Source organism: Blautia caccae, from assembly GCF_040095955.1.
Taxonomy (GTDB): Bacteria; Bacillota; Clostridia; order Lachnospirales; family Lachnospiraceae; genus Blautia; species Blautia celeris.
Genome location: NZ_JBBMFP010000001.1, coordinates 141,425 through 161,349, shown reverse-complemented (window position 1 = coordinate 161,349; position 19,925 = coordinate 141,425). Strand labels below are relative to the sequence as shown.

The 19,925-nt window shown below is 48.1% G+C and carries 15 protein-coding genes and 1 pseudogene; 9 read left to right on the top strand and 7 right to left on the bottom strand.

Going from position 1 to position 19,925, the window contains the following annotated elements; genetic code table 11:
• The first annotated feature begins 13 nt into the window (after positions 1 to 13).
• The 4 genes from WMO65_RS00675 (at position 14) to WMO65_RS00660 (ending at position 4,407) form a co-directional block, all read left to right on the top strand.
• Positions 14 to 1,225 (top strand): phosphopentomutase, encoded by a 1,212-nt coding sequence (locus WMO65_RS00675; protein ID WP_148393423.1) that lies wholly within the window; start codon positions 14 to 16, stop codon positions 1,223 to 1,225.
• A gap of 47 nt (positions 1,226 to 1,272) precedes the next feature.
• Complete coding sequence (deoC, locus tag WMO65_RS00670) at positions 1,273 to 1,926, top strand: deoxyribose-phosphate aldolase (RefSeq protein WP_148393422.1); 654 nt, start codon at positions 1,273 to 1,275, stop codon at positions 1,924 to 1,926.
• A 32-nt stretch (positions 1,927 to 1,958) separates the two neighbouring features.
• Positions 1,959 to 2,372: a cytidine deaminase gene (gene cdd / locus WMO65_RS00665; RefSeq protein ID WP_033140257.1), complete on the top strand. Its 414-nt coding sequence runs from the start codon at positions 1,959 to 1,961 to the stop codon at positions 2,370 to 2,372.
• 433 nt (positions 2,373 to 2,805) lie between these two features.
• The gene (locus WMO65_RS00660) at positions 2,806 to 4,407 is read left to right on the top strand and encodes a recombinase family protein (RefSeq protein ID WP_148393439.1); all 1,602 of its coding nucleotides are present in this window, start codon (positions 2,806 to 2,808) and stop codon (positions 4,405 to 4,407) included.
• A 7-nt stretch (positions 4,408 to 4,414) separates the two neighbouring features.
• Here the strand turns inward: WMO65_RS00660 and WMO65_RS00655 are convergent.
• The 4 genes and pseudogenes from WMO65_RS00655 to WMO65_RS00640 form a co-directional block, all read right to left on the bottom strand.
• Positions 4,415 to 5,431, bottom strand: a pseudogene (locus WMO65_RS00655) (FeoB small GTPase domain-containing protein); the annotation flags it as partial.
• Between the two features lie 75 nt (positions 5,432 to 5,506).
• Entirely contained in the window at positions 5,507 to 5,776 is a 270-nt protein-coding gene (locus tag WMO65_RS00650; protein WP_187370670.1) for a FeoA family protein, read from the bottom strand.
• A gap of 75 nt (positions 5,777 to 5,851) precedes the next feature.
• Positions 5,852 to 7,453 carry a response regulator transcription factor gene (locus tag WMO65_RS00645; RefSeq protein ID WP_148393419.1) on the bottom strand — a complete coding sequence of 534 codons (1,602 nt, stop codon included), beginning with the start codon at positions 7,451 to 7,453 and terminating at the stop codon, positions 5,852 to 5,854.
• Positions 7,434 to 9,200, bottom strand: a complete 1,767-nt coding sequence (locus WMO65_RS00640; protein ID WP_148393418.1) for a sensor histidine kinase — start codon at positions 9,198 to 9,200, stop codon at positions 7,434 to 7,436. Before WMO65_RS00640 ends, WMO65_RS00645 begins: the two co-directional genes overlap by 20 nt.
• Positions 9,201 to 9,458: 258 nt before the next feature.
• Here WMO65_RS00640 and WMO65_RS00635 point away from each other — a divergent pair, with 258 nt between their 5' ends.
• The 5 genes from WMO65_RS00635 to bglX all read left to right on the top strand — a co-directional run bounded on the left by WMO65_RS00635 (position 9,459) and on the right by bglX (position 17,066).
• Positions 9,459 to 10,961, top strand: coding sequence for an ABC transporter substrate-binding protein (locus tag WMO65_RS00635; RefSeq protein WP_187370669.1), 1,503 nt, complete (start codon positions 9,459 to 9,461; stop codon positions 10,959 to 10,961).
• Between the two features lie 74 nt (positions 10,962 to 11,035).
• Positions 11,036 to 11,992, top strand: a complete 957-nt coding sequence (locus tag WMO65_RS00630) for an ABC transporter permease (protein ID WP_033140252.1) — start codon at positions 11,036 to 11,038, stop codon at positions 11,990 to 11,992.
• A 15-nt stretch (positions 11,993 to 12,007) separates the two neighbouring features.
• The gene (locus WMO65_RS00625; protein ID WP_118593820.1) at positions 12,008 to 12,901 is read left to right on the top strand and encodes a carbohydrate ABC transporter permease; all 894 of its coding nucleotides are present in this window, start codon (positions 12,008 to 12,010) and stop codon (positions 12,899 to 12,901) included.
• A 45-nt stretch (positions 12,902 to 12,946) separates the two neighbouring features.
• Positions 12,947 to 14,827 carry a beta-N-acetylhexosaminidase gene (locus tag WMO65_RS00620; RefSeq protein ID WP_148393416.1) on the top strand — a complete coding sequence of 627 codons (1,881 nt, stop codon included), beginning with the start codon at positions 12,947 to 12,949 and terminating at the stop codon, positions 14,825 to 14,827.
• Positions 14,828 to 14,834: 7 nt separating this feature from the next.
• A complete protein-coding gene (gene bglX, locus WMO65_RS00615; protein WP_148393415.1) occupies positions 14,835 to 17,066 on the top strand; it encodes a beta-glucosidase BglX in 2,232 nt (743 codons plus the stop codon).
• Between the two features lie 249 nt (positions 17,067 to 17,315).
• Here bglX and WMO65_RS00610 read toward each other — a convergent pair whose 3' ends face one another.
• From WMO65_RS00610 to WMO65_RS00600, 3 genes are read right to left on the bottom strand one after another with little or no spacing between them, the layout of a single operon-like run.
• A complete protein-coding gene (locus WMO65_RS00610; protein ID WP_148393414.1) occupies positions 17,316 to 18,101 on the bottom strand; it encodes a creatininase family protein in 786 nt (261 codons plus the stop codon).
• 28 nt (positions 18,102 to 18,129) lie between these two features.
• Positions 18,130 to 18,978, bottom strand: a complete 849-nt coding sequence (locus WMO65_RS00605; protein WP_033140248.1) for a carbohydrate ABC transporter permease — start codon at positions 18,976 to 18,978, stop codon at positions 18,130 to 18,132.
• Positions 18,975 to 19,877: a carbohydrate ABC transporter permease gene (locus WMO65_RS00600; protein WP_148393413.1), complete on the bottom strand. Its 903-nt coding sequence runs from the start codon at positions 19,875 to 19,877 to the stop codon at positions 18,975 to 18,977. Before WMO65_RS00600 ends, WMO65_RS00605 begins: the two co-directional genes overlap by 4 nt.
• Positions 19,878 to 19,925 lie beyond the last annotated feature (48 nt).

Sequence of the window (19,925 nt, the reverse complement as noted above, 5' to 3'; positions counted from 1 at the left end):
AAGGAGACAGATTATGGAGAAATTCAAACGTATCTTTGTGGTTGTGCTGGATTCCCTGGGTGTAGGGGCTATGCCGGATGCGGTGCAGTTCGGAGACGCAGGTGCCAATACCCTGGGCCATATAGCGGATTACAGATACAGGAAAGGGCAGCCTCTTCGGATTCCCATCCTGGAGAAAATGGGGATAGGGAATATCCTTCCCCTTAACGGGGTTGACAGTACGCCGTCTCCTCTTGCCTATTATTCGGCCATGAGAGAGGCCAGCAGCGGAAAGGATACCATGACCGGACACTGGGAGATGATGGGGCTTCGCACTACCAAACCCTTCCAGACTTTTACAGAGCATGGTTTTCCGGAAGAACTGATTCGTGAGCTGGAAAAGCGCACCGGAAGAAAAATCATCGGAAATAAAAGCGCCAGCGGCACGGAGATCCTGGAGGAGCTGGGGGAGGAAGAAGTGAATGAGGGTCACCTCATTGTCTATACCTCCGCGGATTCCGTCCTGCAGATCTGCGGAAATGAGGAGACCATGGGTCTTGAGAACCTGTACCACTACTGCGAGATCGCCAGGGAGCTGACCATGCGGGAGGAATGGATGGTGGGCAGAGTGATCGCCCGCCCCTATGTAGGCAGAAAAAAAGGAGAGTTCAAACGCACGGCAAATCGTCACGATTATGCGGTGAAGCCTTTTCAGAAAACGGTTCTGGATGCGCTGAAAGAGGCATCCTGTGATGTGATCTCTATCGGGAAGATCAAGGATATCTTCGACGGAGAGGGGATTACCCGGGCATACAAATCAAAAAGCTCCCTTCACGGGATGGAACAGACCATAGAGGCGGCGGGGAAAGAATTTCACGGACTCTGCTTTGTGAATCTGGTGGATTTTGACGCCCTGTGGGGACACAGAAGGGACGCGGAGGGATATGCCCGTGAGCTGGAACAGTTTGACGAAAAACTGAGCGTACTGCTTGGCAGTCTGGAAAAAGAAGACCTGCTGATCCTGACAGCGGACCACGGCAATGACCCCACATATACCGGGACGGACCACACACGGGAGAAGGTTCCGTTTCTGGCGTATTCACCTGCATTTCAGTGCGGGGGAGAGCTGGAGGAGAGCAGTGACTTTGCAAGGATCGGGGCCACCATAGCAGATAGTTTTCATGTAACAATGCCGGATGGTACTATAGGGATTTCCTGTCTGGACAAACTGACAGTATCGGAATAGAATAGAAGAATATCATGACAGTGAAAAATTATGAGGAGGATATCAGAATGGAACAGAAAGAAATATTAAGTAAAGTTGACCATACACTGCTGGCACAGACAGCTACCTGGGAGGAAATAAAGGTTATATGCGATGACGCGGTGGCTTATCAGACGGCATCTGTCTGCATACCGCCGTCTTATGTGAAACAGGCAGCAGAGTACCTGGGAGACAAAATGCCGGTATGCACAGTTATCGGCTTTCCCAATGGGTACAATACCACTGCAGTGAAAATTTTTGAGACTGCGGACGCTGTGAAGAACGGAGCAGAGGAAATTGACATGGTCATCAACCTGGGATGGGTGAAAGAGGGCCGATATGATCTGGTTAAGGAAGAAATCCAGGCGGTTAAGAAAGCCTGCGGCGGAAAACTTCTGAAGGTCATCATTGAGACATGCCTGCTCACAGAGGAGGAGAAGATCCGCATGTGCAGAACAGTCACAGAGTCAGACGCGGAGTACATCAAGACTTCCACGGGCTTTTCCACCCATGGGGCAACAATTGACGATGTGAAGCTTATGAGAGAACACACGGGAAGCGACAAGAAAGTAAAAGCAGCAGGAGGAATCTCCTCCTTTGCCGACGGGGAAGCGTTTGTAAAACTGGGGGCGGACCGCCTTGGCACCAGCCGTCTGGTAAAGGCTGCAAAGGCACAGCAGTGACAACGGGAAATAGACTGAAACGGGGTGAGATTATGATTCCAGTAAAAGAACTGATCAAACAGGCGGTTAAGGCAATGGAGAACGCATACACGCCGTATTCTAATTTTAAAGTGGGGGCAGCGCTCCATACACCGGAGGGGAAAATATATAAGGGCTGCAATATTGAAAATGCATCTTATACCCCCACCAACTGCGCGGAGAGAACGGCATTTTTCAAAGCGGTCAGCGAAGGCGAGCGCGAGTTTGATGCCATCTGTATTGTGGGCGGGAAAAATGGTGTCCTTACAGAGTACGCGGCTCCCTGCGGTGTATGCCGGCAGGTGATGATGGAATTCTGTGATCCGGAGAGTTTCCAGATAATCCTGGCCACAGATACGGAACATTATGATATCTATACATTAAAGGAGTTGCTGCCTTTGGGATTCGGACCGGCGAATCTGGCGTGACAAAGCAGGATTCGATCAGTGTGGTGTGGCAGCATGTCTTGTCAGTGACAACTGTCTGAAGGCTTCTGTTGAATAAGAGCTGATTTTTTATGAAAGGGGTTGTGTATTATCGGTTAGCCGGTAGTACGCAGCCCCTTTTAGAATCTTTCGGGAAGAAACCCTGTTTTTGAGGTTCAGCAGATATCATACCGTACAAGCAGAGCATCATAAATTATCTATGAAGAACCTATGCATAGTTTTCTATGTAAAATGTGAGAAGGGATAGGATATGGATGAGAAAACCACAGGTATTGTTGCGGAAGTAAGATTTTCCGACGGACCCGCGCTGAAGGAGCTGTTGCTGGAGATACTGACTGAGAAAATAGGAGCTGCCGACAGTTGATACCTGCCGCCGGAAGATTTGCTCTGAAGGGGGAATAACTTGAGAAATCATATGCTGCCTGAAAACAGAAAGTATTTTGCGGCTCTCTATATGCGCCTTTCAAAAGATGATGAAGGAAAGGGCGAGAGTGCCAGTATCACTACGCAGAGAAAAATGCTCAGGGCTTACGCAGCCGAGAATCATTATCCTGTCTATGATGAGTATGTGGATGACGGCATTTCGGGCACCACCTTTGAACGCCCCGATTTCCGGCGTATGATACGGGATATAGAAAGCGGCAGGGTCAATATGGTGATCACCAAGGATTTGTCGCGTCTGGGGCGCGATTATATTCAAACCGGACAGTATACAGAAATTTATTTTCCGACGAAAAAGGTGCGGTATATTGCCATCAATGACGGATACGATTCCGACAGCCCCTGTACGGATATCGCTCCGTTTAAAAACATTATCAATGAGATGTACGCCAGGGACATCAGCAAAAAAATACGTTCATCCTTTACCACTCACATGCAGGAGGGGGCTTTTGTAGGTGCATTCGCTCCTTACGGCTATATGCGGGACCCTGCGGACAAACATCATTTGGTCATAGACAGGGAAGCGGCAAAGATTGTAAGGGAAATATTTCTTAAGGCTTCGGAGGGTATCCTGCCTATTGACATTGCGCGGGAACTGAACCGGCGGATGGTGCCTACCCCTCTGGAATACCGCCGGAATCAGAGGCCGGCAGAAGGGGAGGAGTTTGAAAAGCGGAGAGGCTGGACATCATCGACCATCACGAAAATGCTGCGCAATGTGGTATATCTGGGGCATATGGCTCAGGGAAAAACTACAAAAATATCTTTTAAAAGCCGGACTTCCGTTAAAAATCCAAAAGAAGACTGGTACGTAGTAAAACACACACATGAGCCGTTGGTCAGCCGGGAGGTATTTTCCATGGCGGGACGCAGAAGCAGACAGCGCACCTGCGCCGGGAAAGGGGAGTTTACGAATATATTTTCCGGGATTGCCAAATGCGCAGACTGCGGCAGGAATATGTCCATTGTGGGAACAAGAAAAAAAGACGCCTCCGGGAATCTCGCCTGCGGCGCGTATAAACTCTATGGGACAAAAGGGTGTACCAATCATTTTATGGATTATGATACGCTCTGCCGTATCGTATTAACCGCTATCCAAAAGTCTGTCCGGATATCCGAACAGGAGGAGCGTGAAATTCTGGAGCATGCCCGGAAGTACCTGGAAAAACAAAATATCCAGACAGACAGGATACAAGAGCTTTCCGCCCTAAAAAAGCGCCTGCATGAGCTGGACAGACTGATCGAAAAACTCTATGAGGACCATGTGGAGGGACTGCTCAGTGAGGAGCGGATGAAGAAACTGCTGAGGAGATATGAGAGCGAGAACCGTGAGGTTTCTTTTAAGATGGAGGTTTTGAGGAGAGATACAAGCACAGAAAAAAAGGAGGATGCCATGGAACAGCTGAGAAAGATGCTGCACGGCTTTACGGAGCCGGAGGAATTATCCAGGGAGCTGCTTTTTCATTTTATCGACCATATTGAGATCGGACAGGGAATTTTCCGGGAAACGGAACAGGGGCGTATAAAGGAACAGACTGTGAGGATTTATTTCAGGTTTGGCAGGGACATATCCTGATATCAACCATCCACATGGTGAGCGCCTGCTTACCGCAGGCACAGCACTTCTGGAAACAGTGGTCCAGATTAAAGGCCACACGGGGAAGATACCCATAGTCCTCAAGCAGAGTAAAAAGCGGGAAGAAAATAGCCATGGGAGGGAGCATCACGCTTACCACCCAGGCTGCGACCCGATATACTCCGTAGATCAAAACCTGACAAAGGATTTCAGGAACTCCCAGCATGAGAAGGCCGTGGTAAAAACGCGGTTCCAGCCAGAACAGCCCTTGATTCAGCAGGTCAGAGGGGACATTTGCCCCCACAATGGTGATCCAGAAAATGCAGAGCAGGAACAGGAGCATAATGGGAAACCCCGTGCATCTGCTGGTGAAAATCCGGTCCAGTTTCCTGTCCCTTCTGGCATAATCCGGATTTTCCAAAGTGACACAGGCCCTGCAGATCGCCGCGGCCTGCTGGACATAGGTGCCGCAGTATTCCGCGGAAGCGCAGCACATCTCCGCGTTTCCGCGGTAAATGTCGGGAACCGGGGAAACGGCCTCTGTGTTGGAAAGGGCATCTTCAATCCCCCCGAATATGCGTTCCAGGCCTTTCCGGCTCCTGGCCGTTATGCCGATAACAGGAATCTTCAGTTCTTTTTGGAGCCGCAGAAAGTCTATGCGGATATGCTTTTTTCTGGCCTCGTCCATGAGATTTACACACAGGAGCACATGGGGGGTAACAGCACAGATCTGGAGAACCAGATTGAGATTTCTTTCCAGACAGGTGGCATCGCAGACCGCCACCACCACATCGGGATGGCTCTGCAGGATATAATCACGGGAGATCTCCTCCTCACTGGAGCGGCAGGAGAGGGAATAACAGCCCGGCAAATCTACAAAACGGTATTCCCGTCCCCGATAGTTCCTGTTTCCTGCGGCGCATTCCACTGTCTTACCGCACCAGTTCCCTGTATGCTGATGCATACCGGTCAGCGCGTTGAACACAGTGCTTTTGCCTACGTTGGGATTGCCGATCAATGCTATATTACGGAGGGGAACCTCCTTTTTCTTTTCTTTCTTCAGAACTATTCACCTCTTAATTCATAGGACAGAAGAATGTCACAGCACACTTCTGTCCCGGATTTTTTTAACAAGAATCAGTGAAGCCTCTTCTTTTCTGAGAGCCAGGACAGCGCCCCGGATAAGAAAAGCCTTGGGGCTTCCAAAGGCACTCACTCCAACACAGGTAACTTTCGTGTTTTCAATCAGACCTAAATCCATAAGGCGTTTGATGGTCTGCTGCTGCGCCGGACTGGCATTGTCCGTCAGAATGGATTTGACAATCCCTGTCTCATCCAGAGACAGGGTAAAAAGCGGAGTAAGAGACATTTTTTCCTCCATTACCGACCGGAAAATCCCGGACGGGAGAATCTATTGTATAGTATGCAGAGGGGAGAAAGAAGTTCAAAAGGGAGGAGAATCTTTGCCGGTGCTGTCTGCTGCCTGGGACTGTTTCCTGTAGTTCATGGGAGTCATTCCGGTGATCTCCCTGAAAATCTTGGAAAAATAAGCAAAATTACCATAGCCAACCTGAAGCGCCACCCGGTTGATGGGCATACGGCTTTCCGCCAGAAGGCTGCACGCAGCCGTTATACGTTTTTTCGTTACATACTGCATAAGGGACAGGCCCGTTTCTTTTTTGAACAGCCGGGACAGATGATCAGGGCTGACAAACACAATATCAGACAGATCATTTCTCTGGATATCCTCTGCATAGTGGGTATCTAAAAAGTTCTGTATGATTTCCACAGCGCTTTTGGAATTGTCAGTGATAGTGGCATAACAGAGGGCGCGGTCGATCAGGTAACTGCAGTAAGCGTACATATGGTCAATGCTCCGGACTGCGTTTTGATAGAGGCGGTCACTTTCGGCATCACCGAAAAGCCGGTGGGCCTGGATCTCTTTCTGTTTTAAAAAGCTGTACACCATCTGGGCAAAATCCTGACGGATTTCCTGCATATTTTCCGGTGTGAGAAGCGAGGCTTTGGACTGCAGAAAGGTATACAGGCTTTTTTTCAGGGCTTCCTTGTCCGCGGACTGTAGCAGAGTCTCCCAGAGCCTGATCTCGGACTGGGTGCAGGTGGTGCCGCGGGGGAGAGTTTGATCTTTGTACAAAATTCTGCCTCTCCGGTTCATGGTGCTGTCCAGCAGCTTTTCAAGTTCCGACACTTCCCGGTAAATATCTCTATAGGACACGGCATTGCCCATACTGATACTGAGTTCCATATGCATGAATTTTCCCGCGGTATCCTGCAGAACATCCAGACGCTCTTCCAGGGGGGAGAGGTCTGTCTCCGGTCCGCTTACGATGCTGACCACAGCCAGCCAGCGGCCGGGAGTCAGGGAAATGACGCACCGGGGCAGCAGGTGCTCCTGTTCCAATATTTCATAACCTACATTTTTGACAGCATACTCCCACATGGGGTCATCAATCTGGCTTCGTCTGTCATCCTGAAAGGCTTCGATCAGAACAGGAATGAAAAGCTGAGTTTCCCCGTATCCCAGTTTCCGGGGCAGGGAATAGACCTCAGCCAGAAAACCACGGGCAGTTTTGTTCCAGAAATATTCCGCCGTATTTTTTTCCTCATCCAGCCAATACTGGCTGTATTTCTTTGCCGTGCTCATCTGGCGGGACAGCTTTAACCTCTGTACAGCTTTTTCCACCGCGCTTTGCAGCGGTTCCGCGGAGACGGGCTTCAGCAGATATTCCACCACATTTAAGTCTATGGCACGCCGGGCATACTCAAAACGGGCATAGCTTGTCAGAAGAATACAGGGGATGCCGCTTTCCGAGTTCTGCAGTGTCTCCATGAAATCAAGCCCGCTGCTTCCGGGCATTTCAATGTCGCATATAATGACGTGCACAGGAACCTGGGCGATCATTTTCAGGGCTGAGGCGGTGTTTTCGGCGGTATAGACTTTCTGGAACCCAAGCGCGTTCCAGTCCAGGATTTCCTTTAGATCCTGGAGCATCAGCACATCATCATCAACCAGCAGTAAATTCATTTTGCTCCTCCTTACAGGGGAGGTGCAGTTCTGTCACTGCGCCTCCCAGCGGACTGTTGTATAATTTCATCACAGCATTTTCATGGTAAAACAACTTAAGACGTTTGGAAGCATTGGCGATTCCGATATGAGAGCCGCCGCTTCTTGCCAGGTCTTTTCCCTGAGCCCATACATCCAGACATGTTTGGGGATATCCGGGACCGTTGTCCGTGATAAAGATGGTCAGCATTTCCCTCTGCCCGGATGTTTCCGTGCATTCGATCAAAGCGGAGATGCTCAGTTCCATTTTGGTATCCGCCGTGATTCCGTGCTTGACGGAATTCTCCACAAAAGTCTGGAGAAGAAGGGGCGGTACTGCCTGCAGCAAGGCCTCCTCCTCAGCGAAAATCTCATATTGGAAATGGTCCGGGTAGCGGATCTCCATAATGGACAGATAGTCACGCAGATGATTCAGTTCCTGTCCAAGCTCCACACAGGAAACATCACTCTGGAAAATGTACCGCAGATAACTGGCTGTGATCTCGCTTAGCCGGGCTACGTCCTGACAGTTTCCGTGGCTGGCCATGGAATGGATCAGATTCAGGCTGTTCAGGAAAAAATGCGGTTTGATCTGCATCTGCATGTAGTCCATCTGTATTTTCTGCCGTTCCAGCTCCTGCTCATAGGCACGGATACGCAGACGGTTGATTTCTTTTGTGAGGTTGTTGAACTGCCTGCTGGCTGCGGACAATTCCTCCAGTTCCGAACTCATCTCTATGAGTACCGGCTTATCCGGATCATAGGATTTCAGCCTTTCCGTAAACAGGCGGAGAGGGCGCAGTATCTTTTTCTGGGTGTAGGACATGGCCAGTATGACAGCGCTTAACAGGATAACGATGATCACCAGAACCCCGGTCTGGAACAGCACAGCCTTCTCGAACTGCCCATAATCCTTGATGAACAGCTTCAATTGAAAACCGGTGTCCGATACAGAGGAATCCACCACCAGCCACCGCTGGCCTTTATGCCAGAAAGGTCCGCGGCCTGCAAGGGCTTTTTCCGGTGAGAGTCCTTCACGGGAAAGATTCCCGGCACCGGCGGCAAGTTTTCCGTTTTCTGTGAAGAGTACAGGGAAGCTGACACTTTTGGGATAGATGCCCACCAGAGGTTTGATGAGGGCCTCCGCCGGAATACAGCTTCCGTTCCACACATCCTGGTACTGATAAAGACGGATGGCATAATAGGTATCCCCCACCGGAAGCAGGGTCCACTGGTCCGACACGCTGCTGGGGTGATAGCCGGAGTCGAGAAGTTGGATCACGGCGTCCTGCAGCCCTTCTCTCTGGGGATAGGCAATGTAGCGGGAGTGTACGGCAGTTAAAAATTCCCTGCTTTTGGGAAAATAATAGAAAAGTGAGTAGTCATTTCCGGAATTTCCCGATATATAAATAAGGCTGTCGATCAGCGTCTGCCGCGCCTGTATCCTGGTAAGGGAATCTTCGCTTTGAGCCTGCGAAAGGGCTGTGCCCTGCCCCTGGGTCACCAGGGTCTGTTTTAAATGCTGGTTCAATATGAAAAAATTATTCTCCACCTGTTCCATACGGTTCTGGACCATAACACTGGCGTTCTGGGCCGTTTGTTTTCGTACCATATGGATGGCCCACACACTGACACTGAGTTCCAGAGCTGTGGCAGCCACCACCATACAGAGCAGAAGTTTGTGCCGTCCGAAGGCGGAATGTGTTTTTTTCCTGTGTTCCTTTTTCATATTTGTCCTTTCCCGGATTTTAGTCTGTGATTTTATCAGGATTTATAGTAATGTTTAATTATACACGTTTGAAAATGCAAATTCAATTACGAAAACGATGGGGAAGTATAAGAAAAACGACGTATTTCGGGGCTTTGCAAAGGAGCACGTTTTTGTGATAACAGGATGTCGGTATTGTGATTGAAAGTGGTTTGGGCCGGAAGTAAAATGAAACCACAAAACAGGCAGAGACCTGGAAATACGAAAAGGAGAATGAAGATGAAAACGAAATGGATTGCAGGACTCATGACTTCCGTGCTGGCAGTTTCCATGCTGGCCGGATGCGGCAGCTCTGCGGATACGGGAGAGAAAAGCAAAACAGAATCCGCCGGCAGCAAACAGGATGGCGGGGAGGAGCCTTACACAGTGACTATGATGTTCATCGGAAACACACAGGACGATGAACAGAAGGTGGAGGAGGCTATCAATAAGCTGACCATGAAGGACCTGAACATGAAGCTGGATATTATGCTGGTTCCCTGGGCCAATGCCAATGAGCAGCAGCGCCTTATGCTGTCAGGAGGGGAAAAGCTGGACCTGATGGTAGGACAGGCGTATCAGGCAGCCAATTTTGTCTCCACCCAGGCCGTCTACGACTTAAGTGAGATGATAGACAAATACGGCACCAATATTAAGGAAAATATGGGTGACAACGCAAAAGTGGCAAATATCAACGGATTCGTGTACGGCATTCCAAATGTCTGTGACTGGTACCGCCAGGCGTCCATCATGGTGAGAAAAGACTGGCTGGAGGAGGCCGGTTTTCAGGAAGAGGATATTAAGAGAGTGGATGACCTGGAAGGGGTATATGAGGTGGTTGCCAAGAATCATCCGGAGGCAGCCATGCTGGCTATGAGCAAGGGACAGAAATTCGACTCCGACTGGTATCAGTGTGACCCGCTGGGAGACGGGTACGGGGTACTGCTCAACTACGGCGAAAAACCGGTGGTGGAAAACTGGTATGCAAGTGATGCGTATAAAGCATTTCTAGACCGTCAGTACCGCTGGGCACAGAAGGGATGGATCGGAAAGGACGCTGCCACCACCACAGATTCCATTGAGGTGCAGATGAGCAATGGCAAGGCCTTCAGCCTGGTTTCCACCTATCAGCCGGCAATAGCCAATGAGGCCTCTGTTGCCTATAAGACAGAGATGGCGGTGATTCCGCTGTACGATGCCTTTACCACCAGCAGCTTTACGGCAGGTTTTTACTGGTCAGTGGCACGCAACTCCGAGCAGCCGGAAAAAGCGTTCCAAATGCTGGATTATATCTATGGAAATCCGGAAGCGGCAAACCTTCTGAACTGGGGTATCGAGGGAGAACACTACAAGCTCACAGAGGACAGACATGTCACCTTCCCGGATGGAGTGGACAAATCCAGTGATCCCTACAACGCTTATTTCGGATTTATGCTTCCGAACCAGTACATTTCTGATGTATGGGAAGGACTTCCTCTGGATGTGGGAGAGCAGGTCATGAAACTGAATGAGGAGGCAAGAAAATCCTGTGCTTATGGGTTTACCTACGACGGCACCGCCCTTGCCAATGAACTTGCTGCCCTGGACAATGTGAAAGGCCAGTATATTGATGCTCTGAACACAGGTTCCGTGAATCCGGACGAGGTACTTCCGCAGTTTTTGGCTGACCTGAAAGCAGCCGGTCTTGATAAGGTCATGGAATCCAAACAGCAGCAGCTTGATGACTGGCTGGCTAAACAGTAATCGTATCAGAAAACATATCACGGGCGCCGCTTGGTAATGGCGGTGCCTCTTTTTTACCACAGGAGGAGTTTTTTATGTCAAATACTGCTGTTTACGGACGTCCGGCGGGGCAGAGCCGTTTCAGAAAATGGAAACGCTGGGTACCTCTTTATCTGATGATGCTGCCGGGACTTTTGTATCTGTTTATCAACAATTACATACCCATGGCGGGCCTGGTGGCTGCATTTAAGAATGTGAATTTCGCGGACGGGATCTGGCACAGTGACTGGGCAGATCCGCTGCTTAAAAATTTTGAATATCTGTTTGTGACAAAGGATGCCTGGGTCATCACCAGGAACACCATATTGTACAATCTGGCATTTATCATCATCAACACAGCAGCCGGAATATTGATCGCGATCCTTATCTGTGATATTGCCTCGCGCAGGTTAAAGCGCCTGTATCAAAGTTCTATTTTGCTGCCGTTTTTAATGTCCTATGTGATCGTTTCCTACATTGTGTTTGCCATTTTGTCCAATGAGAACGGTCTTCTGAACAAAAGTCTGCTGCCAGCGCTGGGCATGGAACCTGTGCAGTGGTATGCTTCGGCTAAGTATTGGCCGTTCATTCTGGTCCTGGTGAATTTCTGGAAGGGCATGGGATATAACTGCCTGATCTATATTGCGTCAATTAACGGTATAGACCCGTCCCTCTATGAGGCAGCCAAACTGGACGGTGCCGGACGCTGGCAGCAGATCAGAAATGTTACGCTCCCGGGGATCAAGAGCAGTGTCATCACCCTGACCATGCTGAATATCGGGCGTATCTTCTATTCAGATTTCAGCCTGTTTTATCAGGTGCCCCAGAATTCGGGCCTGATATATTCCACGACCAATACACTGGATACCTATGTTTACCGTGCTTTGCTGAATTCGGGAAATATTCCTATGGCTGCTGCCGCCGGATTTTACCAGTCGCTGATCGGCTTTGTGGTTGTACTGGCTGCCAATCTGTTCGTGCGGAAGATCAGCAAAGAAGACGCGCTGTTTTAAAGGAGGAGTGAAAGGATGCATATCAGCAGACACGACAGGGTTTATCAGACCCTTGCAAATATATTTCTCATTATTCTTGTAGTTGTTATCATTTTACCGTTTCTCCTGTTATTCATATCATCCATAACAGAGGAAGGCACACTGGTCAGGGACGGATACACCCTGTTTCCGAAGGAATTAAGCCTGGCAGCATACAAATATATCTTTGTCAACAGCAATAAAATTTTCAGGGCTTATGCCATTACCATCGGCGTTACCATAGTGGGAACCGCACTGCATTTGATCTTGTCTTCCATGCTGGCATATCCCCTGTCTCTGAAAAAACTGCCGGGGAGAAACTTTTTTTCCTTCTTTGTCTTTTTTACCATGTTGTTTAACGGCGGTCTGGTGCCCACTTACATGATGTATTCAGGTACCTTTCATATAAAAAATACTATTTTCGCCATGATCGTTCCGGGATTCTTGATGAGTGCCGTAAATGTACTGCTGATCCGGACATATTTTTCCAACAATATCCCCGAGGCTCTCTATGAAGCCGCGGAGGTGGATGGGGCAGGTCATTTTACGGTGTTTACAAAAATCGTGCTCCCTCTGGGAAAACCGATCCTGGTGACTGTGGGGCTGTTCGCAGGCCTTGGATACTGGAATGACTGGACAAATGGTCTTTACTATATATCAGACCCGGATCTGTGGGGCATCCAGAATCTGTTAAACAAAATGATCAGTGATATCCAGTTTCTGCAGAGCGGCAATTCCACAGTCACAACAGCCATGTCCATGGGGCCTCTGCCAAGTACCAGCGTCAGAATGGCCATTGCTTTTATTGCCATGGTGCCGATCCTCATCCTATATCCGTTCCTGCAGAAATATTTTGCCAAGGGAATCGCTATGGGCGCTGTGAAGGGTTAGAAAAAATACCATTATATTGAACTTACGAATAAAGGAGAAAAACAGATGGAGAAACCATGTCTTATTCCAAAGCCTCAGGTTTACCTGCAGAGGGCCGGATATTTTGTAAAAAAGGCGGCAGTGTCTAAGGAGCGCATGCCCGGAGGACTGGAAGCGCCGCTGGCTGTGATTTGGCCGGAAGTAACAGGTACTGAGGATACGATACAGTTTACGGAAAAAAAGGAAATGCAGAAAGAGCAGTATGTCCTGGAAATCACGGAGGAGGGGATTGAGATATCCTGGGGTTCCCCTGCAGGGGCATTTTATGCTGTGATGACGCTGCACCAGCTTGTACTTTTTTCTGAAGGGAAAATAGCCTGCTGCCGTATAGAAGACTTCCCCGGTCTCAGGGACAGGGCCGTGATGATAGACATTTCCCGGGGGAAAGTACCGAAAGTGGAGAGTCTGAAAGCAATGATCGACCTGCTGGCCGGCCTTAAGATAAACCAGTTTCAGCTCTATGTGGAGGGCTTTTCTTTTGCTTATCCATCCTTTTCGGAGGTGTGGGAAAAGAGGGCAAAGGATTACCTGACACCGGCAGAGATCAGGGAACTGGATGCCTACTGCGCAGAGCGGTTTATAGAACTGGTTCCCAATCAGAACTGCCTGGGGCATATGAATGCCTGGCTGGAGACAGAGGCCTTCGGACATCTGGCGGAAAATCCGGGTGGGCTTCAGATAAAGGGAACCACGCTTCCCCCTGCAACAATGGACCCCACAAACCCGGAATCTCTGAAGCTGATCGAACAGATGCTGGATGATCTGCTGCCATGTTTTCATTCCCGAATGTTTCATGCGGATTTGGATGAGACCTTTGACCTGGGGTATGGAAAAAATAAAGACAAAGCCGAAAAAGAGGGTGTTGTAAGCATTTATCTGGACTATGTAAAAAAGCTCAGTGAAAAGGTTAAGGCCCGTGGCCATAACATGATGATGTGGGGAGATGTCCTGAGCAAAGAGGAGGATGCCGCAGCGCAGCTTCCGAAAGACATAATCGTTCTCGACTGGGGATATGAGAAGGAACACCCGGTACGCAGACGGGCGGAAAGGCTGCAGAGGGCAGGCGTTGAATTTTATCTCTGCCCGGGTACAAACAGCTGGTGCAGTTTTACGGGAATCACGGATAACATGATGCAATGTACGGAGAACGCGGTGTCTGCTGCCTATGATTTTCATGCCAGAGGGCTGATGGTCACAGACTGGGGTGATTTCGGGCATCTCCAGTATTCCCTGTTTTCCCTGCCGGGCATTCTGTATGGAGCTGCAGGGGCCTGGAACAGAGAACTTGTGACGGAGGAGGAATTGGCAGAGGCTCTTAACCGGTATGTGTTCAGGGATGAGACGGGCATTTTCGGGCGGCTGTGTCTGGAGGCCGGAAGATACAGCCGAAAAGAAGAGTTTTTATTCCCATGCAGAACGCTGGCGTTTATGACACTGCAGACTGGATGTGTGAGCAGAGACCGATTTGAAGCGTCTATTAAAAATATGGTGGATTCCATGCGCTTTTTCGTGGAACCGTGTGTATATCTTCCCTGTGAGGAGGCATATGCAGGGCGCAGCGGGATGGAGGAAGAGGCAATTCTTGAGTATCTGGATGAGCTGGCTGTACAGGCTCGGAAAGCAGACCCTGCCTGTCCGGATGGTACTCTTCTGAAAGAGGAGATGATAAACGGGCTTGCCATGGTACGGGCTGCCACCAGAACCAGAGCGCTGTGTTACGGGCTGGAGGACGGCAGCGGACTGGAAAAAGAGATTGAGGACCTCTGCGAAAGACACAGGAATCTGTGGCAGAAGCGGAATAAGACAAAGGGGCAGGAGGACAGTCTACTGGGATTTACCACACTTCTGGAACAGCTCAGGGAGAGAAAACAGGAAGAAGAGGAGTAGCGGGAAAATGAAACAGGAAGAATTAAAAAAACTGCTGGACACCATGTCACTGCAGGAGAAGATCGATCAGATGCTTCAGCTTACCGGAGACTTTTATCAGGACGCAGACAGCGTTCTCACAGGTCCGGCAGTACAGCTTGGGGTGACCGGGGAGGATGTCCGTATGGCAGGCTCCATACTGGGAACCTGCAGGGCGGAAAAACTGATCAAAATACAGAAGCGCTATATGGAGAATCATCCGCACCACATTCCGCTGCTCTTTATGATGGACATTATACACGGCATGAAGACCATATTTCCCATTCCGCTGGGACAGGGAGCTTCCTTTGAACCGGAGCTTTCCAAAAGATGTGCGGCAGCAGCGGCGAAGGAGGCGGCTGTATCAGGCCTTCATGTGACCTTTGCACCTATGGTGGATCTGGTCCGGGATGCCAGATGGGGGCGTGTTATGGAGTCCACAGGGGAGGATACCTGGCTGAACAGTCTTTTTGCAAGAGCCATGGTGGAAGGCTTTCAGGGGGATGACTTAAAGGAGCCTTATAAAGTAGCTGCCTGTGTTAAACATTTTGCGGCCTACGGGGCACCTCAGGCGGGGAGGGAATATCACACGGTGGAGCTGTCTGAAAACACGCTCCGGGAGTATTATCTTCCCGCTTACCAGGCCGGAATTGATGCCAAAGCTGCCATGGTCATGACCTCTTTCAACACAGTGAACGGCATTCCGGCCAGCACCAACAGATGGCTCATGCGTGATATCCTGAGGGAGGAGATGGGATTTGACGGCGTGCTGATCTCAGACTTTTCCGCCATTTTGGAAACCATTGCCCACGGCTGTTCCGAAGACAGCCGGGAGGCAGCGGTAAAGGCTCTTGAGGCCGGGGTGGATATTGATATGATGACAAATGTAAATGTATACGCTGCCAATCTGAGGAAGCTCACTGAGGAGGGTGTTGTACAGGAAGCCTGGATCGACCAATGCGTCATGCGGATCTTGGAACTGAAAAATAAACTGGGATTATTTGAAAATCCATACAAAGACGCTGATACAGAGAAGGAAAAAGAAATTTTCCTGTGTCCGGAACACAGGGCACTGGCAAGAGAAGCGGCTGTGAAATCTTTTGTCCTTTTGGAAAATGACGGCGTTCTGCCTCTGGATATGGGCAGAAGAACGGCATTTATCGGTCCCTATACGGACAGTAAACAGATAAAGAGCAGCTGGTCTTTTACAGGAGATGACAAGGACTGCGTAAGTATCAAAGAGGCAGCGGGGAAGGTCTTTGATGGCAGCCATACGGTATATTTAAAAGGCGCTCCTGTACTTGGGTCTGACAGTAAAGAGAGTGAAGCCAGGCTGACCGGATTTACGGGGGATGAATGCGGGATCATGACGCGTGAGGAAGAGGAAAAGATGCGAAAAGAGGCTGTGGAGGCGGCAAAAGAGGCAGATCTTGTCATTATGCCACTGGGAGAGCATTATCTGCAGAGCGGTGAGGCAGCCAGCCGTGCCCAGATCACAGTGCCGGAGGTGCAGATGGAGCTTTTCAGGGCAGTACACAGGGTGAATAAAAATATTGTGGTGGTGCTGTTCTGCGGCCGCCCCCTGGATATAAGGGAAATCAGCCAAAAGGCCAGAGCCGTGCTGGTGGTGTGGCGCCCCGGGACGGAGGGAGGCAGCGCTGTAGTGGACGTGCTGACGGGAAAAGAAAACCCCTCCGGCAGACTGCCCATGAGTTTTCCGTACTGTGTGGGCCAGGTGCCTGTCCACTACAATGAGTTTTCCACAGGAAGACCGGACCGGAAGGGAATACAGGAGCGTTTCCGCTCCAAATACCTTGATATTCCAAACGAACCACTCTATCCTTTCGGCTATGGCCTTGGCTATACACGGTTTTCTCTGTCTCAGGTAAAGCTTGATAAAGCAGAGATGAGAGAAGGGGATACCATCCATGCCGGAGTAATGCTTAAAAATATCGGAGAACGGAAGGGAACAGAGACTGTACAGTTCTACATCCGGGATATGGCGGCCAGCGTGGTCCGGCCTGTAAAAGAGCTGAAAGGGTTTGAAAAAGTTACCCTGGAACCGGGAGAGGAGCGGGAAATTATCTTTGCGGTAGAAGAGCCTATGCTCAGGTTTCATACGGAACAGAATGGATTTGCCAGCGAAGCGGGGGAATTTCTGGTATTTGCGGGAACGGACAGCAGGACAGAGAACCGGGCTGGGTTCAGGCTTGTAAAATAGAAAATTACAATGTATGAAAAGAGCTGCGCTTAGATATCTGCGCAGCTTTTTTCTATTAACTTGTTACCGGCTGGCAGAAAGCAGCATAAGGAGGGAGGAATTTTGAAGTACCTTCTGCGGCTCAGGGAGCAGGGGGTAGTCTGTCATCCGGGAAATGGGATGCGTCTGTTCAGCGGATTTTAAATAATGAAAATGCTGTAACAATGCAGCATTACGTGCCGCTAAAAGCTGCTAAATGAATAATCCAGGTTAAATTAAGGGTATGCCATGTCCCATATATGGTTTAGGGTTATTGAGGCATAAAAAAACATGCTCTGTTATTTTTTTTACCGCAGCATCGTAAATTTCATTGCCAAATTGAGCTGTAGCATGCAAAGGATTTCGTGTGCTCATGATTCCATACTGTAATTCATTTGCTGCAGCTTTTAGATTTACTGTCTCAGGATGAGAGGCTAAGAGATGAGAAGTTTCCCATCCCCCTGCATGATCACCTGGAGAAGTATATTCGTCTTTAAGTAAAAGATAATCTGCGGCAGCCAACCCTGTTATACGCTTCCATTCTTTATCGTAAGCCCATTGATTGTATAAGATAATTGCACTGCGTGCAGACTCTATTAATGGATAATGACCAATAACAAAGACTACCAGATCAAAACCATAAGACGCAGCTTCTGATATAATATGAATCAAATGATGCTGATAATGTTCAATCTGTGCGATTCCACTGTAGGGAAAGCGGTCTGCATCAAATTGGTTTTTGTTTAATGACAGTCTTTCACAAATACCAGCCTGATATTTGGGGTCTGTTTCAAGTAAAGAATTTACCCTGCTCTCTCCATAATAAACAGTTGGGAAAACAACACCACCTTGATCAGCACACCTCAAAGCTAATTCTTCGGCCTGCAGTCCGTCAGCGCCTATTGGATTATGTAAGCCATGCCATTCTAAGGTACCAAGCGGAATATATGCCACCGGACATTTATCTCTTTGCTCTATGATTTGCTCAGGTCTGAGCATATGAAATCTTTTTTCCATAAATTATCTCCTTTACTATTTATACAGATCATCCTTTGATGCCACCCGCGATCATACCCTCCATAAACAATTTTTGGCAGGCAAAAAAGATGATCATAACAGGTATGACAGATAAAACTGCTCCGGCAAACAACAGGTTATAATTATTTCCATATGGTGACAGATAGGTTTGAAGTCCTACTGTCAAAGTGAAATTTTCGTTTTTGGACATTACAATAAGGGGCCAGAGAAAGTCGTTCCATGCATTTGTGGCCTGCAAAATAGTCATGGAGGCAAAGGCAGGTTTCATTAATGGGACCATTACTGTTAAAAATATTCTTATTTCTCCGCACCCGTCAATCCGTGCTGCATCCATAAATTCCGGAGACAGTGATTGGGCATATTGCATAAAAAAATAAATTGTAAATGCTGAGACTGCAAAAGGAAGGACAACTCCTAAATGTGTATTTAACAGGTTAAAGCTTTTTATTTCGTTGTATAACGGGATCATAAGTGTCTCTACGGGAATCATCATCGTACTGAGGATAAGAACTACTAATAATTGTTTTCCCTTAAATTTGTACATGGAAACACCATATCCCACCATGGAGGAAAAACCGATAGAGAGCACTGTGAATAAAATAGTTATGATACCACTATTTTTAAACCAACTGAAAAACATGCCATTGTTATCAGTAAAGAGTAATTTGTAGTTGCCTATGTCCAGCATATCTGATGTTATTTTTAGAGCAATACCGTTTTTAAAAACAAGGCTCATATCATTCACACAAGAAGTAATAATCAAATATATAAAAGGAATCAGAGATATGGCAGCTATGATACAGAGCATAAAAGTTACAAATATCTGATATAACTGTTTTTTCTTTTTATCTATCATCTCTTTTCCTCCTTCCTGCCTATACCCAAGGTTTTAATATAAATAAAGTTTAATACCATCAGGCAGATAAACAAAACTACAGACATTGCGGAAGCATAACCCATATCAAAATGTCCAAAGGCAGTCCTGTATATATAAAGTACAATAGTCAATCCGATGTCCCCGGGAGTTTTGCTGTTTGGCCATAAAACATAACTCTCTCCAAACATTCTTAATCCACCGTATGTAAGTATGGTTATTACAAAAATGAGAATGGGTTTTACACCGGGCAGTGTGACGTGGCGAAAACGCTGCCAGGCAGAGGCACCATCCACGTGGGCGGCATCATATAATTCAGGTGATATCGTTTGCAAAGCGGATAAAAAATATAAAACATTGGTTCCCAGATATCGCCAGGTGGAAGTAAATACAAGAGCAACAATACCGGTTATTTTAGTATCATATAGCCATTCTTTGGGGCTCATTCCGATAAACTGCATAAGTGTATTCAACGGGGTGTCAGAATTGCTTGCAAAAAACAGACGAAAAAAAATGCCTGCCACTATAATGGATGTCAATGCCGGGATATAGATTGCGGAACGGAAGATATTTTTAAGAGGAGTAAATTTATGATTTAAAAGTACGGCCAATAATAAAGCCAGTACAATATTTACGATAATGATACCAACCGTAAACCCCAGGCTATTAAAAATGGCAGCACTAATATGAGGATCAGAGGCAAGCCTTTTGTAGTTATCCAACCCGGAAAAATTATATGTATTAATACCCTCCAGTTTGAAAAAACTTGTATATATCATATTGATCATGGGATACAGCATAAAAACTAAAAAAGAGCAAATGAATGGTGCACAAAAAATATAAGGTGCGGTTTTCTGAGTTATTATTATTTTTCGTTTCATATAAATAACCCTCCCGGTCAAAAAGATTGGGCTGCCGCAGGACAATTT

Coding starts and splice junctions, on each gene's coding strand:
- WMO65_RS00635 (WP_187370669.1), top strand. CDS start 9,459: ATGAAAACGAAATGGATTGCAGGACTCATGACTTCCGTGCTGGCAGTT.
- WMO65_RS00675 (WP_148393423.1), top strand. CDS start 14: ATGGAGAAATTCAAACGTATCTTTGTGGTTGTGCTGGATTCCCTGGGT.
- deoC (WP_148393422.1), top strand. CDS start 1,273: ATGGAACAGAAAGAAATATTAAGTAAAGTTGACCATACACTGCTGGCA.
- WMO65_RS00620 (WP_148393416.1), top strand. CDS start 12,947: ATGGAGAAACCATGTCTTATTCCAAAGCCTCAGGTTTACCTGCAGAGG.
- WMO65_RS00625 (WP_118593820.1), top strand. CDS start 12,008: ATGCATATCAGCAGACACGACAGGGTTTATCAGACCCTTGCAAATATA.
- WMO65_RS00630 (WP_033140252.1), top strand. CDS start 11,036: ATGTCAAATACTGCTGTTTACGGACGTCCGGCGGGGCAGAGCCGTTTC.
- WMO65_RS00645 (WP_148393419.1), bottom strand. CDS start 7,453: ATGAATTTACTGCTGGTTGATGATGATGTGCTGATGCTCCAGGATCTA.
- WMO65_RS00605 (WP_033140248.1), bottom strand. CDS start 18,978: ATGATAGATAAAAAGAAAAAACAGTTATATCAGATATTTGTAACTTTT.
- WMO65_RS00660 (WP_148393439.1), top strand. CDS start 2,806: ATGCTGCCTGAAAACAGAAAGTATTTTGCGGCTCTCTATATGCGCCTT.
- cdd (WP_033140257.1), top strand. CDS start 1,959: ATGATTCCAGTAAAAGAACTGATCAAACAGGCGGTTAAGGCAATGGAG.
- WMO65_RS00610 (WP_148393414.1), bottom strand. CDS start 18,101: ATGGAAAAAAGATTTCATATGCTCAGACCTGAGCAAATCATAGAGCAA.
- bglX (WP_148393415.1), top strand. CDS start 14,835: ATGAAACAGGAAGAATTAAAAAAACTGCTGGACACCATGTCACTGCAG.
- WMO65_RS00600 (WP_148393413.1), bottom strand. CDS start 19,877: ATGAAACGAAAAATAATAATAACTCAGAAAACCGCACCTTATATTTTT.
- WMO65_RS00650 (WP_187370670.1), bottom strand. CDS start 5,776: ATGTCTCTTACTCCGCTTTTTACCCTGTCTCTGGATGAGACAGGGATT.
- WMO65_RS00640 (WP_148393418.1), bottom strand. CDS start 9,200: ATGAAAAAGGAACACAGGAAAAAAACACATTCCGCCTTCGGACGGCAC.